11 protein-coding genes are annotated in these 14224 nt (G+C 68.9%); 8 read left to right on the top strand and 3 right to left on the bottom strand.

Features of this window, described 5'->3' with window-relative positions; genetic code table 11:
* Positions 1–6: 6 nt before the first annotated feature.
* Positions 7–5937 (bottom strand): excinuclease ABC subunit UvrA, encoded by a 5931-nt coding sequence (gene uvrA, locus AC1DK4_RS03220; protein WP_441643139.1) that lies wholly within the window; start codon positions 5935–5937, stop codon positions 7–9.
* A 297-nt stretch (positions 5938–6234) separates the two neighbouring features.
* A complete protein-coding gene (locus AC1DK4_RS03225) occupies positions 6235–6987 on the bottom strand; it encodes a GntR family transcriptional regulator (protein ID WP_441613658.1) in 753 nt (250 codons plus the stop codon).
* Between the two features lie 160 nt (positions 6988–7147).
* Here AC1DK4_RS03225 and AC1DK4_RS03230 point away from each other — a divergent pair, with 160 nt between their 5' ends.
* From AC1DK4_RS03230 to AC1DK4_RS03250, 5 genes are read left to right on the top strand one after another with little or no spacing between them, the layout of a single operon-like run.
* A complete protein-coding gene (locus AC1DK4_RS03230; RefSeq protein ID WP_441613659.1) occupies positions 7148–7429 on the top strand; it encodes a UxaA family hydrolase in 282 nt (93 codons plus the stop codon).
* Between the two features lie 54 nt (positions 7430–7483).
* Complete coding sequence (locus AC1DK4_RS03235; RefSeq protein WP_441613660.1) at positions 7484–8659, top strand: UxaA family hydrolase; 1176 nt, start codon at positions 7484–7486, stop codon at positions 8657–8659.
* Complete coding sequence (locus tag AC1DK4_RS03240) at positions 8659–9594, top strand: hydroxyacid dehydrogenase (protein WP_441613661.1); 936 nt, start codon at positions 8659–8661, stop codon at positions 9592–9594. Before AC1DK4_RS03235 ends, AC1DK4_RS03240 begins: the two co-directional genes overlap by 1 nt.
* Positions 9591–10595 (top strand): Ldh family oxidoreductase, encoded by a 1005-nt coding sequence (locus tag AC1DK4_RS03245; RefSeq protein WP_441613662.1) that lies wholly within the window; start codon positions 9591–9593, stop codon positions 10593–10595. Before AC1DK4_RS03240 ends, AC1DK4_RS03245 begins: the two co-directional genes overlap by 4 nt.
* 56 nt (positions 10596–10651) lie before the next feature.
* Positions 10652–11635, top strand: coding sequence for a Bug family tripartite tricarboxylate transporter substrate binding protein (locus AC1DK4_RS03250; protein ID WP_441613663.1), 984 nt, complete (start codon positions 10652–10654; stop codon positions 11633–11635).
* A 25-nt stretch (positions 11636–11660) separates the two neighbouring features.
* Here AC1DK4_RS03250 and AC1DK4_RS03255 read toward each other — a convergent pair whose 3' ends face one another.
* Entirely contained in the window at positions 11661–12593 is a 933-nt protein-coding gene (locus tag AC1DK4_RS03255) for a LysR family transcriptional regulator (RefSeq protein ID WP_441613664.1), read from the bottom strand.
* Positions 12594–12800: 207 nt separating this feature from the next.
* On the opposite strand from AC1DK4_RS03255, the gene AC1DK4_RS03260 reads away from it, so the two are divergent.
* From AC1DK4_RS03260 to sdhC, 3 genes are read left to right on the top strand one after another with little or no spacing between them, the layout of a single operon-like run.
* Positions 12801–13514, top strand: coding sequence for a succinate dehydrogenase/fumarate reductase iron-sulfur subunit (locus AC1DK4_RS03260; protein WP_441613665.1), 714 nt, complete (start codon positions 12801–12803; stop codon positions 13512–13514).
* Positions 13511–13864, top strand: a complete 354-nt coding sequence (locus AC1DK4_RS03265; RefSeq protein ID WP_441613666.1) for a succinate dehydrogenase — start codon at positions 13511–13513, stop codon at positions 13862–13864. The genes AC1DK4_RS03260 and AC1DK4_RS03265 overlap by 4 nt, the downstream gene beginning before the upstream one ends.
* Positions 13861–14214, top strand: coding sequence for a succinate dehydrogenase, cytochrome b556 subunit (gene sdhC / locus AC1DK4_RS03270; protein WP_441613667.1), 354 nt, complete (start codon positions 13861–13863; stop codon positions 14212–14214). Before AC1DK4_RS03265 ends, sdhC begins: the two co-directional genes overlap by 4 nt.
* Positions 14215–14224 lie beyond the last annotated feature (10 nt).

Genomic DNA, 14224 nt, shown 5'->3' on the forward strand with positions numbered 1-14224 from the left:
GCCCTATTACGACGCCGCCACGCGCCGTCCGGGGGCGCCTTCATGGCCATCCGCATCACCCGATGCGACCCTGGCCGATACCGCGCTCCCCGCCTTGCCGCGCGCCAGCACCGGCGCCAGCGCCGCGCCGGTATGGCTGGCCTTGACCTTCACCAGCCCTTCAGGATCGGTCGCGGCAACGATGGCGCCGCCGGCAACGCCACCCTCGGGCCCAAGATCGATAATCCAGTCCGCCTCGGCAATCACATCGAGATCATGCTCGATCACCACCACGCTGTGGCCGCCATCGGCCAGCCGGTGCAGCACGCGGATCAGCTTGGCCACGTCGGCCATGTGCAGGCCCACGGTGGGCTCGTCCAGCACGTACAGCGTGTGCGGCGCCTGCTGCCCGCGGCGGGTGATGTCGTCACGCACCTTGGACAGCTCGGTCACCAGCTTGATGCGCTGCGCCTCGCCGCCGGACAGCGTTGGCGACGGCTGGCCCAGCGTGAGATAGCCCAGCCCCACGTCCTTCATCAACTGCAGCGGGTGCGCGATATTGGACATGGCGGAGAAGAACTCCACCGCCTCGTCGATCTCCATGGTCAGCACGTCGCCGATGTTCTTGCCGCGCCAGGTGACCGCCAGCGTCTCCGGGTTGAAGCGCTGGCCGTGGCACACGTCGCACGGGACCTTCACGTCGGGCAGGAAGCTCATGCCGATGGTGCGCACGCCCTGCCCTTCGCACGCCGGGCAGCGCCCGTCGCCGGTGTTGAACGAGAAGCGCGAGGCGGAGTAGCCACGCGCCTTGGCTTCCAGCGTCTGCGCGAACAGCTTGCGGATGGTGTCCCACACGCCGATATAGGTGGCCGGGCACGAGCGCGGCGTCTTGCCGATCGGGGTCTGGTCCACTTCCAGCACGCGGTCGATGCTCTCGAAGCCGGTGATGCCCTCGCAGCCCTGCCAGTCGTGCGTGACATCGAGCTTGCGGCGTGGCGTGGCGGCCGCGGCCGCCCTGGTCCTGGCTGCGTTGGCCGCATCGGCGCCGGCGGCCTTGCGCGCGCGGCGCGTGGCCGGCGAGGACATCACCGAGCGGCCCACCGCGTCGAGCAGGTTGGTCATCAGCACATCGCGCGCCAGCGTGGACTTGCCCGAGCCGGACACGCCGGTGATGGCCACCAGCCGCGCGAGCGGGATGCCGACGGTGACGTCGCGCAGGTTGTGCAGCGAGGCGCCGTGCACGGTCAGCCATTGCGCCGGCACCGCTTCGCGGCCCTTGCCTTCGGGCCGCACTGCGCGGCGCGGCTGCAGCGGGTGCTGGATCGGCCGGGCCAGGAACTGGCCGGTGAGCGAATCGGCGCTGGCCGACAACGCCGCCACCCCGCCCTGCGCCACCAGCGTGCCGCCGCGCTTGCCGGCGCCGGGGCCGATGTCGATGATGTGGTCGGCGCGGCGGATGGTGTCTTCGTCGTGCTCCACCACCACCAGCGTATTGCCCTTCTCGCCGAGCTTGCGCAGCGCGTCGAGCAGGATCTGGTTGTCGCGCGGATGCAGGCCGATGGTTGGCTCGTCGAGCACGTAGCACACACCCTGCAGGTTGCTGCCGAGCTGCGCGGCCAGGCGGATGCGCTGCGCCTCGCCGCCGGACAGGCTGGGCGCGGCGCGGTCCAGGCTGAGGTAGCCCAGGCCCACTTCTTCGAGGAACTGCAGGCGGCTGCGGATCTCGCTCACCACGTCGCGCGCGATCTCGGCGTCGCGCCCGGCCAGGCGCAGCGTCTGCACCCAGCGGTGGGTGTCCGACACCGTCCACTGCGCCACGTCAGTGATGGCGTGCGCGTCGAAGGTGACCGCGCGCGCCACCGGGTTCAGGCGCGTGCCGCCGCAGTCCGGGCACGGCAGGTCGGCCACGTCGTCGGGCTCCTGCTGCTCGGAGGGCAAGGTCTGCTCGCGGCCGCGGTTGTCGTCGGCCATGACGGTGTCGTCGAAGGCCGCGCGCTGCTCCCGCGTGAGCGTGAGGCCGGTGCCCACGCAACTGGTGCACCAGCCGTGCTTGCTGTTGTAGGAGAACAGGCGCGGGTCCAGTTCCGGATAGCTGGTGCTGCACACCGGGCAGGCGCGCTTGGTGGAGAACACCGTGGTGGCGCCGATGCCGCGCGTGCCGCCGTTGCCCATGGCATGTTCCAGCCCGTCGAGCGGAGCCAGCAGGTGCATCACGCCCTTGCCCGCTTCGAGCGCCTGGCCGAGCAGCGCGCGCAGCGCGGCTTCATTCTCCGCCGACACTTTGATGTCGCCGACCGGCAGCTCGATGGTGTGCTCGCGGAAACGGTCCAGGCGCGGCCACGGATCGACCGGCAGGAATTCGCCGTCCACGCGCAGGTGCGTGTTGCCGCGCGCCTTGGCCCACTTGGCGAGGTCGGTGTAGACGCCCTTGCGGTTGACCACCAGCGGCGCCAGCAGCCCCACGTGCTGGCCCTTGTAGTCGCGCAGCAATTGCGCGGCGATGGACTCGGGGCTTTGCGAAGTGACCGGCGTGCCGTCGTGGATGCAATGCTGGATGCCCAGCTTCACGTACATCAGGCGCAGGAAGTGCCAGACCTCGGAGGTGGTCGCCACCGTGCTCTTGCGCCCGCCGCGCGACAGGCGCTGCTCGATCGCCACCGTGGGTGGAATGCCGTACACCGCATCCACCTCGGGGCGCCCGGCCGGCTGCACGATGGAGCGCGCGTAGGCGTTGAGCGATTCGAGATAGCGGCGCTGCCCTTCATGGAACAGGATGTCGAAGGCCAGCGTGGACTTGCCCGAGCCGGACACGCCCGTGACCACGTTGAACTTGCCGTGCGGGATATCGACGTTGAGCGCCTTGAGGTTGTGTTCGTGCGCATTGACGATGCGCACCACGTCCTCGCCCTCCACGGCGCGGCGCTCGCGCGCGGCGCGCAGCGCGGCCTGCAGCGGCACGCCTTCGTCTTCCAGGGCGAAGGCGTGGCCGATGGCGCGATCGTAGTGCAGCAGCGCCTGGCCGGTATGGGAGCTGGCGCACTTGCGCACGTCCTGCGGCGTGCCCACGCACAGCACCTCGCCGCCGGCGTCGCCGCCCTCGGGGCCGAGGTCGATGATCCAGTCGGCCGCGCGCACCACGTCGAGGTTGTGCTCGATCACGATCAGCGAGTGGCCGCCGTCGAGCAGCTTGCCGAACGCGCGCATCAGCTTGGCGATGTCGTCGAAATGCAGGCCGGTGGTGGGCTCGTCGAACATGAACAGCCGGCCTTCGTGCGCCAGCGGCTTGTTGCGCGACGACATGGCGCTCTGCGCGGTCTCGGCCAGGTAGCCGGCCAGCTTGAGGCGCTGCGCCTCGCCGCCGGACAGCGTGGGCACGGGCTGGCCCAGCTTCACGTACTCCAGGCCCACATCGACGATGGGCTGCAGCACGCGCAGCACCGCCGCGTCGCCGGCGAACAGCGCCACCGCCTCGCTCACGGTCAGCTCCAGCACGTCGGCCACGCTCAGCAGGCGCGCGGGCTCGCCCGGCAATGCGCGCTCGATCTTCACTTCGAGGATCTCGGCGCGGTAGCGGCGCCCATCGCAGTCGGGACAGCGCAGGTAGACGTCGGAGAGGAACTGCATCTCCACGTGCTCGAAGCCGGAGCCGCCGCAGGTGGGGCAGCGCCCGTCGCCCGAGTTGAAGCTGAACATGCCGGCGGTATAGCTGCGCTGCAGCGCCATCGGCGCCTTGGCGAACAGCTTGCGGATCTCGTCGAAGGCGCCGACGTAGCTGGCCGGGTTGGAGCGCGCGGTCTTGCCGATCGGCGACTGGTCGACGAAGACCACGTCGCTGACCTGCTCGGCGCCCGCCAGGTGGCGGAACGCGCCCGGCGCGTCGGTGGACTTGCCGAAATGGCGCGCCATGGCGGGATGCAGCACGTCCTGCAGCAGCGTGGACTTGCCCGAGCCGGACACGCCGGTCACGCACACCAGGCGCTGCAGCGGGATCTCCACGGTGACGTCGCGCAGGTTGTGCTCGGTGGCGCCTTCCAGCACGATGCGCGGCGTGGTGCTGTCCACCGGGCGCGGCGCCCAGGCGGAAAGATCGGTCACCTGGCGGCGCCCCGCGAGATACTCGCCGGTGAGCGTGCCGGAGGCGCGGATATCGCCCGGCGTGCCGTCATAGATGATATTGCCGCCGCGCTCGCCGGGGCCGGGGCCCATGTCGATCAGGCGGTCGGCGGCCAGCATCACGGAAGGGTCGTGCTCCACCACCACCAGCGTGTTGCCGGCGTCGCGCAGGCGCTGCATGGCCTCGACGATGCGGTTGAGGTCGCGCGGGTGCAGGCCGATGCTGGGCTCGTCGAGCACGAACAGCGTCTTCACCAGCGAAGTGCCCAGCGCCGTGGTCAGGTTGATGCGCTGCACCTCGCCGCCGGACAGCGTGCGGCTCTGGCGGTCCAGCGTAAGGTAGCCCAGGCCCACGTCGCACAGGTATTTCAGGCGCGTGCGCACTTCGGCCAGCAGCAGCTTGAGCGCGTCGTCGAGCATCAGGCTCGGCAGCGTGAGCTCATCGAAGAATTTGCGGATGCGCTCGATCGGCATCAGCATCAGGTCGTGCACGGTCAGGCCCGGCAGCGCCTCGAGCTGGCCGCGCTCCCAGTCCACGCCACGCGGCAGGAAGCGCCGCGCGGGGGCGCACACCGCATCGGCGCCGGCCTTGCTGCCCAGGCGCCACAACAGCGCCTCGGTCTTCAGGCGCGCGCCGCCGCAGGTCTCGCACGGGGTGTAGCTGCGGTACTTCGACAGCAGCACGCGGATATGCATCTTGTAGGCCTTCGACTCGAGGTAGTCGAAGAAGCGCTTGACGCCGTACCAGTGCGTGTTCCACTTGCCGTTCCAGTCGGGCGAACCGTCGATGACCCAGGCGCGCTCGGCCGCGGTGAGGCTGGACCACGCTACGTCGCGCGGGATGCCGGCCTTGGCCGCGTAGCGCATCAGGTCGTCCTGGCATTCCTTCCAGGCCGGCGTCTGCATCGGCTTGATGGCGCCGTCGCGCAGGCTCTTGCGCTCGTCCGGGATCACCAGGCCGAGGTCGACGCCGATCACGCGGCCGAAGCCGCGGCAGGTCTCGCAGGCGCCGTAGGCGGAGTTGAACGAGAACAGCGCCGGTTGCGGGTCGGCGTAGCGGATATCGCTTTCCGGGCTGTGCAGGCCGGTGGAGAAGCGCCACACCTGCGGCTCGGCGGCGGCGGTGTCGTCGCCGCCGGCGTTCAGCACATAGACGTTGACGCGGCCAGCGCCACGCTTGAGCGAGGCCTCGATGGCCTCGAGCGCGCGCACCTTTTCCGTGTTGCCCAGGCGGAAGCGGTCGGCCACCACATCGAGCACCTTGCGCGGGCCGGTGGGCGACTCGACCACGCGCTGCGCCTGCACGCGCGTGTAGCCGCTCACCGACAGCCACTGCTCGATCTCGGCCTCGGTGGTGGTCTCCGGCAGCTCCACCGGGAAGGTCACCACCAGGCGCGGGTCGTCCTGCGCGGCGCGCGCCTGCAGCTCGGCGTAGATGGTCTCGGGCGAGTCGTGGCGCACCGGCTGCGCGGTCTTGCGGTCGAACAGCTCGGCCGCGCGCGCGTAGAGCAGCTTCAAGTGATCGTTCAGCTCGGTCATGGTGCCGACCGTGGAGCGCGAGCTGCGCACCGGGTTGGTCTGGTCGATGGCGATGGCCGGCGGCACGCCGTCCACGCGGTCCACCTGCGGCCGGTCCATGCGGTCGAGGAACTGGCGCGCGTAGGCGCTGAAGGTCTCGACGTAGCGGCGCTGCCCTTCGGCATAGAGCGTGTCGAACACCAGGCTCGACTTGCCCGACCCGGACGGTCCCGTCACCACGGTCATTTCACCGGTGTGCAGGTCGAGGTCGAGATTCTTGAGATTGTGCTGACGGGCTCCGCGGATGCGGATGACACCGGATGACATGGATTGCGTCCTTATGACTTGCGGTTTGCGGGCGGCTTGCGGGGGCTTGAGACGGAAAGCCGGCCGCGCAGGCGAGTGGCGCCGGCGCCACGCTGCACGCGGTATGGATACGGTCAGGCCGCTATCCTATCCCGAAGGGCGGCAGCGTGCCGCGCCCCAGCGTGTGGCGCTGACATCTCCTGACAGTACGCTGTCAGGAGGAAATGGGGACGAATACGCGAAAAGGAAGCGTGGCGGCGCCGCCCGCAGCCCGCGGAAGCCGCAAAAGCCGCAACACAGCCGGAATCCAGGCGGAACTCAGCTTTCTTCCCTGGGCATCTGCGAGACGACGAACTCATGCTCGGCGGTGTTCAGCGTCGAGACCCGCCATTCCACCGCTTGCCGGTGGAAGGAAAACGCCACGCGGTGGATCCGCATCAGCGGCGCGCCCGGCTCCACCCCCAGCAGGGCCTGCTCCCGCTCGGTCGCCAGCACCGAGCGCAGGCGCTCTTCGGTCTGGATCACGTTGACCCCGAAGGCTTCCTGGTAGAAGTTGTACAGCGTATTGGGCCGGCCGCGCAGCATCGCCTCGCCCAGGCCGGGAAACAAGCGCTCCGGCAGCACGATGTCGTCGATCATCACGGGACGTTCGTCCAGCGACAGCACGTTGGTGAAGTGCAACGCGCGCTCGCCGGCCTCGAGCCCGAGCAACGCGCATACGCTCTTGTCGGCCCTGGCCTTGCGGAACGACTCCAGCTCCACCGTCGGGTAGCCGCGATGGCCGTCCTCGTGGATCACCTTGAAGAAGCGGAAGAAATGATCGTCGCGCCGGTGCGTGGCGACGAAGGTGCCGCGGCCCTGATGCCGGATCAGCAGGTTCTCCGCCACCAGTTCGTCGATGGCCTTGCGCAGCGTGCCGATGGACACGCCGAAGCGTTCGACCAGTTTCTTCTCCGACGGTATCGCTTCGCCGGGCTTCCATTCGCCGTCCGCCAGCGCCTGCAGCGCTTGCCGTTTCACGTCCTTGTACAGCACGCCGCCGGGGGGAGGGATATCTCGCAGGTTGCTCATGGCTTGGTGATATTTCTGGATACATCGAATGTACCAGAGATTCACTCATACAACTCATACATATGACATAGTTGACATGAAGGAATTCCCCTCCTATTCTTTGCTTCATCGGTCGCCGCCCAAAACATGCTGCGCCGTAACAAAACCCACAGGAGGAGCAATGATTCACGTTGTGCTGCACGATGCAAAAGACACCGTCGCCGTCGCGGTGGTCGAGGGGATCCAGGCCGGGACCGAGCTGAACGCCTGGATCATGGACGAGGACAAGATCATCTCGGTGGTGGCCAAGCAGGCCATCCCGATCGGGCACAAGGTGGCGCTGCGCGACATGGGCGTGGGCGAGACGGTCTACAAGTACGGCATCGACATCGGCAAGGTGGTCGCCGCCATCAAGGCCGGCGACCATGCCCATGTCCACAACATCAAGACCAAGCGCTGGTAAGCCGCGCCCGCCTTCCCCGCTCGTCCCCCGTACAACATACCGAGAGAACATCCAATGTCCGTCATCGACAACCAGACCACCTTCCGGGGCTATCGCCGCGACAACGGCCGCGTCGGCGTGCGCAACCACGTCATCATCCTGCCGCTGGACGACCTCTCCAACGCCGCGGCCGAAGCCGTCGCCGTCGCCATCAAGGGCACCATGGCGATCCCGCACCCGTACGGCCGCCTGCAGTTCGGGCCCGACCTCGACCTGCACTTCCGCACCCTGATCGGCGCGGGCAGCAATCCCAACGTGGCCGCCGTCGTGGTGATCGGTATCGAAGACGGATGGACCAAGAAGGTGGTGGACGGTATCGCCAGGACCGGCAAGCCGGTGGTGGGCTTCGGCATCGAAGGCCACGGCGACCACGACACCATCATGCGCGCCTCGCGGGCCGCCAAGGAGTTCGTGCAGTACGCCACCGCGCTGGAACGCGTGGAATGCCCGATCAGCGACCTGTGGGTGTCGACCAAGTGCGGCGAGTCCGATACCACCTCCGGCTGCGGCGCCAACCCGACCGTCGGCAACGCCTTCGACAAGCTGCACCCGCTCGGCACCACGCTGGTGTTCGGCGAGACCTCCGAACTCACCGGCGGCGAGCACATCGTGGCCGCGCGCTGCGCCAATGCCAAGGTCCGCGAAGAGTTCATGATGATGTTCAACCGCTACCAGGGCATGATCGACCGCTGGAAGACCACCGACCTGTCCGAGTCGCAGCCGACCAAGGGCAATATCGCTGGCGGCCTGACCACCATCGAGGAAAAGGCGCTGGGCAACATCCAGAAGATCGGCAAGAAGTGCACCGTCGACGGCGTGCTGGACAAGGCCGAGGAACCGACCGGCCCCGGGCTCTGGTTCATGGACTCCTCCTCCGCCGCCGCCGAAATGGTCACGCTGTGCGCCGCCGCGGGCTATGTCGTGCACTTCTTCCCGACCGGCCAGGGCAATGTCATCGGCAACCCGATCGTGCCGGTCATCAAGCTGTGCGCCAATCCGCGCACCGTGCGCCTGATGAGCGAGCACATGGACGTGGACTGCTCCGGCCTGCTGCAGCGCGAGCAGACGCTGGACGAGACCGGCGACAAGCTGCTCGAATGCATGATGGCCACCATCAACGGGCGCTGGACCGCCGCCGAGGCGCTGGGCCACCGCGAGTTCGTGCTCACGCGCATCCACGAGTCCGCCTGATGAAACAGGTCTGCATCAGCGAGTTCATGGACGCCGATGCGGTGGCGGTGCTGGACCGTTGCGTCCGGCTGCGCTACCAGCCGGACTGGGTCGACCAGCGCGATGCCCTGCTCGGCGCGCTGGGACAGGCCGATGCGCTGATCGTGCGCAACCGCACCCGGGTCGACACCGAGCTGCTCGACGCCGCCCCGGCGTTGCGCGTGGTCGGCCGGCTCGGGGTGGGGCTCGACAATATCGACGTCAGGTCCTGCGAGGCGCGCGGCATCCGCGTGATCCCCGCCACCGGCGCCAACGCGCGCTCGGTGGCCGAGTACGTGGTCACGACCGCGCTGCTGCTGATGCGCGGGGCCTACCTGAGCCACGCCGGCATGGTGGCAGGCAAGTGGCCGCGCGCGCGCCTGTCCGAAGGCCATGAAGCCCTCGGCAGGACGCTCGGGCTGGTCGGCTTCGGCGATATCGGCCGGCTGACGGCGCGGCTCGCCACGGCGCTGGGCATGCGGGTGGTGGCGCACGACCCGATGTTGCCCGGCGACCATCCGGCGTGGCGCGAGACCGGCGCGACCCCGCTGGCACTGGAGGCATTGCTGGCCACCGCCGACGCGGTGAGCCTGCACGTGCCGCTGGTGCCGGCCACGCGCCACCTGATCGACGCGAAGCGCCTGCGCGCCATGAAACGCGGCGCGGTCCTCATCAACACCGCGCGCGGCGGGGTGGTCGACGAGGCCGCGCTGGCGGCGGCGCTGCACGAGGGCTGGCTGGCGGGCGCGGCGCTCGACGTCTTCGAGACGGAACCGCTGGGCGCCGCCAGCGTGCTGGCCGACGCGCCGAACCTGGTGCTGACGCCGCATATCGCCGGCGTCAGCCACGAGGCCAACGTGCGCGTATCGATGATGATCGCGGACGCGGTCAGGAACGCACTGGGAGTCACCGTATGACGATGTATCGTGCAGAAGAACTGGTACGCCGCGCCACGCAGGCCCTGCGCCATGCCGGCGCCGGCGCGGCGCAGGCCGAACCGACCGCGCGCGCGCTGGTGCAGGCTGACCTCGCCGGCCTGCCCTCGCACGGCGTGTCGCGCGTGCCCATGTACGTGGCGCACCTGCGCCACCGGCGCGTCAACGGCGACGCGCAGCCCGTCATCGCGCGGCAGACGCCGGGCTCCACGCTGGTCGATGCGCAGGCGGGCTTTGCCTTTCCCGCCTGCGCGCTGGCCGTGTCGGCCGCCGTGGCGAGCGCGCGCGAATGCGGCATCGGCGCCGGCGTGGTGACCAACAGCCATCACTTCGGCGCGGCGGCGCTGCATCTCGATCCCGTGGCGCAGGCCGGCATGATCGGCATCGCCATGGGCAATTCGCCCGCGGCCATGCCCGCCTGGGGCGGCAGCAAACCCCTGTTCGGCACCAATCCGATCGCCGCGGTGTTCCCGCGCAAGGATGCCGAGCCGCTGGTCATCGACCTGTCGCTGTCCGAGGTGGCGCGCGGCAAGATCATGGTCGCGGCCAAGCAGGGCAAGCCCATTCCCCTGGGCTGGGCGCTCGATGCCGAAGGCAGGCCCACCACCGACGCCCAGGCCGCCTTGCGCGGCTCGATGCTGCCGGCGGGCGGCGTCAAGGGCGCCATGCTGGCCCTGATGGTGGAACTGCTGATCGTGTCGCTGGCCGGCGCCCGCTTTGGCGCGGAAGCCGACTCGTTCTTCGAGGACGCGGGCAACCAGCCGCGTATCGGCCAGTTGTTCCTGGCCTTCAACCCGGCCGGCTTCGCCGGCGACGCCACTTACCACGCCCGGCTCGAAACCCTGATCGCGGCTATGCTGTCGGACCGCGGCACGCGCGTGCCCGGCGCGCGGCGCACCGACGCGCAGGCGCGCGCGCGCGAGCACGGCATCGACATTCCGGAAGCCCTCGACAAGGAGCTGCAAACCCTCTCGCAAGCCTGACCGCACAACATGCACGGCGCCCGCCAGAAGGCGCCGGTCCCACCCCAGGAGACAACATGAATTGCACCTTCGTCCGACGCATTGCCGGCTCGTCGCTGGTACTGCTTGCGCTGCTGGCGGTACCGGCCGGCGCGAGCAACGCGCCCGCACCCTTCCCGGCCAAGCCGGTCCGCTATGTCGTGCCGTTTGCAGCAGGCGGCCTGACCGACATCTCGGCGCGGCAGGTCGGCCAGTACCTGGCCGAGGAATGGAAGCAGCCGGTGGTGGTGGAGAACAAGCCTGGCGGCAACGCGAATATCGGCGCGGCGGAAGTCGCCCGCGCCGGCGCGGACGGCTATACCTGGCTGGCGGTGACGCTGGCGCATTCGTCCAATGTGTCGCTGTTCCCGCGCCTGCCCTTCAATATGCAGAAGGACCTGGTGCCGGTCGCGCGCATCGCCTCGTCGCCGATGATGGTGGTGGTGCCGGCCAGCTCGCCGGTCAAGTCCCTCAAGGACCTCGCCGAAGCGGCGCGCAAGGGCCGCCTGAGCGCCGGCTCGAGCGGCAATGGGACGCCTCCGCACCTGGCGCTGGCGCTGTTCGAGCGGCTCAGCAAGACCAGCATCGTCCATGTGCCCTACAAGGGCGGCACCCCCTCCCTCACCGACCTGATCGGCGGGCAGATCGACGTGGTGTTCTCCAATTTCCCGGAATCGCTGCAGAACGTGAAGGGCGGCAAGCTGCGCGCCCTGGCCGTGACGACGCGCGAGCGCCATCCCTTGATGCCGGACGTGCCGACCGTGGCCGAGGCCGGCTTCCCGGATCTCATCGTCGAGAACTGGACCGGCCTGATGATGCCGGCGGGCACGCCGCAGGCAGTGATCGACAAGGTCGGCAACTCGGTGACGAAGATGCTGGAGGACAAGGGCGTGCGCGATCGCATCATCGCCAGCGGCTTCACGCCGGCGCCGCTGGCGAGCGCGGCCTTCGCGACCTACTTCAACAGTGAAGTCGCGCGCTGGGCCAGGCTGATCAAGGAACAGGACATCCACGCCGACTGACCCCGGCGCGTCCTCGCGGCGGGTATCACGAGGCTGTGCGCCGCGCGTGCACGGTCTGTGCCGGCTTGCCGCCGCGAATGGCCCCACTGTGCCGGAAGTATCCCTTGATGACGTCGGTGAATGCCGTGCGCGCATGTGTCGTGCGCTCCAGCAACCCTACGTGGCGCCACACGTCGATACCCTCGAGCGGCACCAGGCGCAGCAGGCTGTCGCCCTCCCACGTGACATTGGCAAGGCGCGGCACGATCGATACGCCAAAGCCCTGGCGAACCAGTTCGATGATCGCTTCGTTCGAGTTCAACTGCATGCTCTCATTCACCGTGACGCCACACCGGTCCAGTACCTCCTGCACCAGGTTGCCTGTCCACGTGCCCGGCTCGAAGCGGATGAAGGGCGCTTCGCGTAGGATCTCCATGCCCTCCCCGGGCAGGAAGAAATGCGGGTGGCGCGGCACGATCAGCACCATCGGCTCCGTGTACAGCTCGGTCCATACCAGGTTCGCGGCCAGGGCGCGCGGCGAGCGCGTAACCACCGCGGCGTCCAGTTCGCCCTGCTCGACCTTGAGGGCAAAAGCGGCCGAGAGGCCGGCGAACAGGCGCACGTCGAGCCGCGGGTGTTCCTGCTTGATGGTCCACAGTGCGTCGGCGAACGCGCCCATCAGCACCGACACCAGCGCGCCCACCAGCACCGTCCCCGACAGGCCGTCTTCCCGCCCGGCCGCAAGCGCCTCGTACCGCTGCACCAGCGCCTCGAGCTCCGGGACCATGCTGCGCCCGGCGGGATTGAGAATCGCGGCGCGCGCGCTGCGGTCAAACAACTGGCAGTTCAGGTCCTCCTCGAGCGCGCGGATCTGCAGCCCGACGGCCGCGGGCGTGAGTCCGACCTGCTTGCCCGCGGCTGCCAGCGTGCCGTACCGGGCCACTGCCAGGAAGGTCTTGATGGTACGGATGGAAGGCATCGGCGCGGCTCCAGGCAAGCGGCAAGCGGGATGCGCCTGCGCAAGAAGCGGCACGCGCGAACGCAAAGGTTTTCTTTATCTGGACAAGAGAATTACTAGCTTTTTGTTCGCAACGCAATCCGAAACAATACGAAAAGAAGAGCGAGCAGACCGGTCCCCGGCGCCCAAGGCCGCGGCGCACTGAACACCACCCCCGAGACGATCCCCATGACAACACTCAACGTTCGTGTATGGCGCGGCAATGAGGACGGCGAGTTCGTCGTCTACACGGTGCCGCGCAACGCCAGCCAGACCATCCTCGATGTGGTGACCTACATCCAGCGTCATCTCGAACCGGACCTGGGCTACCGCTTCGCATGCCGCGTCGGCATGTGCGGCTCCTGCGCCATGACCGTCAACGGCAAGGCTTGCTGGACCTGCCGCACGCACGTCGCGAAAGTCGCGAAAGGCAATGCGCTGGAGATCGCCCCGCTGTCGAACCTGCCGGTGATCAAGGACCTGGCGACGGACATGAGCACGTTCTTCGACAAGTGGGCTGCCGCGAAGGGACAGTTCAAGGGTGCGGCGACGCGGCACGACCCGTTCGCAAGCGTCGCGCCGGCCTCGCCCGAGCGCAAGGCCGCCGATGCCGGCATCGAGTGCATCGGCTGCGGGGTCTGCTACGCCTCCTGCGATGTGGTCGGCTGGCGCCCCGACTATCTCGGGCCGGCCGCGCTGAACCGCGCATGGACGCTGGTCAACGACGTGCGCGACGTGCGGGGCGCCGAGCGCCTGCGCGCGGTTGCCGGCGACGCCGGTTGCCACAGCTGCCACACGCAAGGCTCGTGCACCGAGCGATGCCCCAAGCAGCTTGCGCCGACCGCCGCCATCGCCGGCCTCAAGCACAAGGTCGCCAAGGCCGCCATGAAGGGGGAGCTATGAACGAGACCCTGTCGGTCGCCACCCAGGCCAGGCTCTGGTACTGGCAGCGCCTCAGCGCCATGGTGCTGGCACTGTGCGTGGTGGGGCATATCGCCGTGATCATGGTCGCCGTGCGTGGCGGCTTGTCCGGCGCCGAGGTGCTGGCGCGCACGCGCGGCAACTGGCTGTTCGGCGCCTTCTACGCCTGTTTCGTGCTGGCCTGTACCGTGCACGTGCCGGTCGGCCTGATGCGCATCGCCGAGGAATGGCTGGCCTGGCGCTCGCGCAGCGTGGTCGCCGCCGCGTGGCTGTTCGGCGCGTTGCTGGCCTGCGCCGGCCTGCGCGCGGTCTACGCGGTGGTGATGCCATGAAGAAGAACGACATGCGCGCGCGCAACCACGCCGCCTACTGGGCCTTCCTGATCCACCGGCTGTCGGGCCTCGGGCTCGCGCTTTTCCTGCCGCTGCACTTCTGGGCGCTCGGGCAAGCCATCCATGGCGAGGCGGCCCTCGACGGCTTCCTCAGGCTCGCCGACAACCCCTTGTTCAAGGCCGGCGAGTGGGGCCTGGTGATCCTGCTGTCGCTCCACCTGATGGGCGGCATCCGCCTGTTGCTGATCGAGTTCCGGCCATGGACCGGCCTGCGCAAGGACTGGATCGCGCTCAGTCTCGGCGCCGGGCTGTGCACTGGCCTGGCGTTCATGCTTTCGCTGTTTTCGTAGGCCGACCACG

The organism is Cupriavidus sp. 05N38 (genome assembly GCF_056397345.1).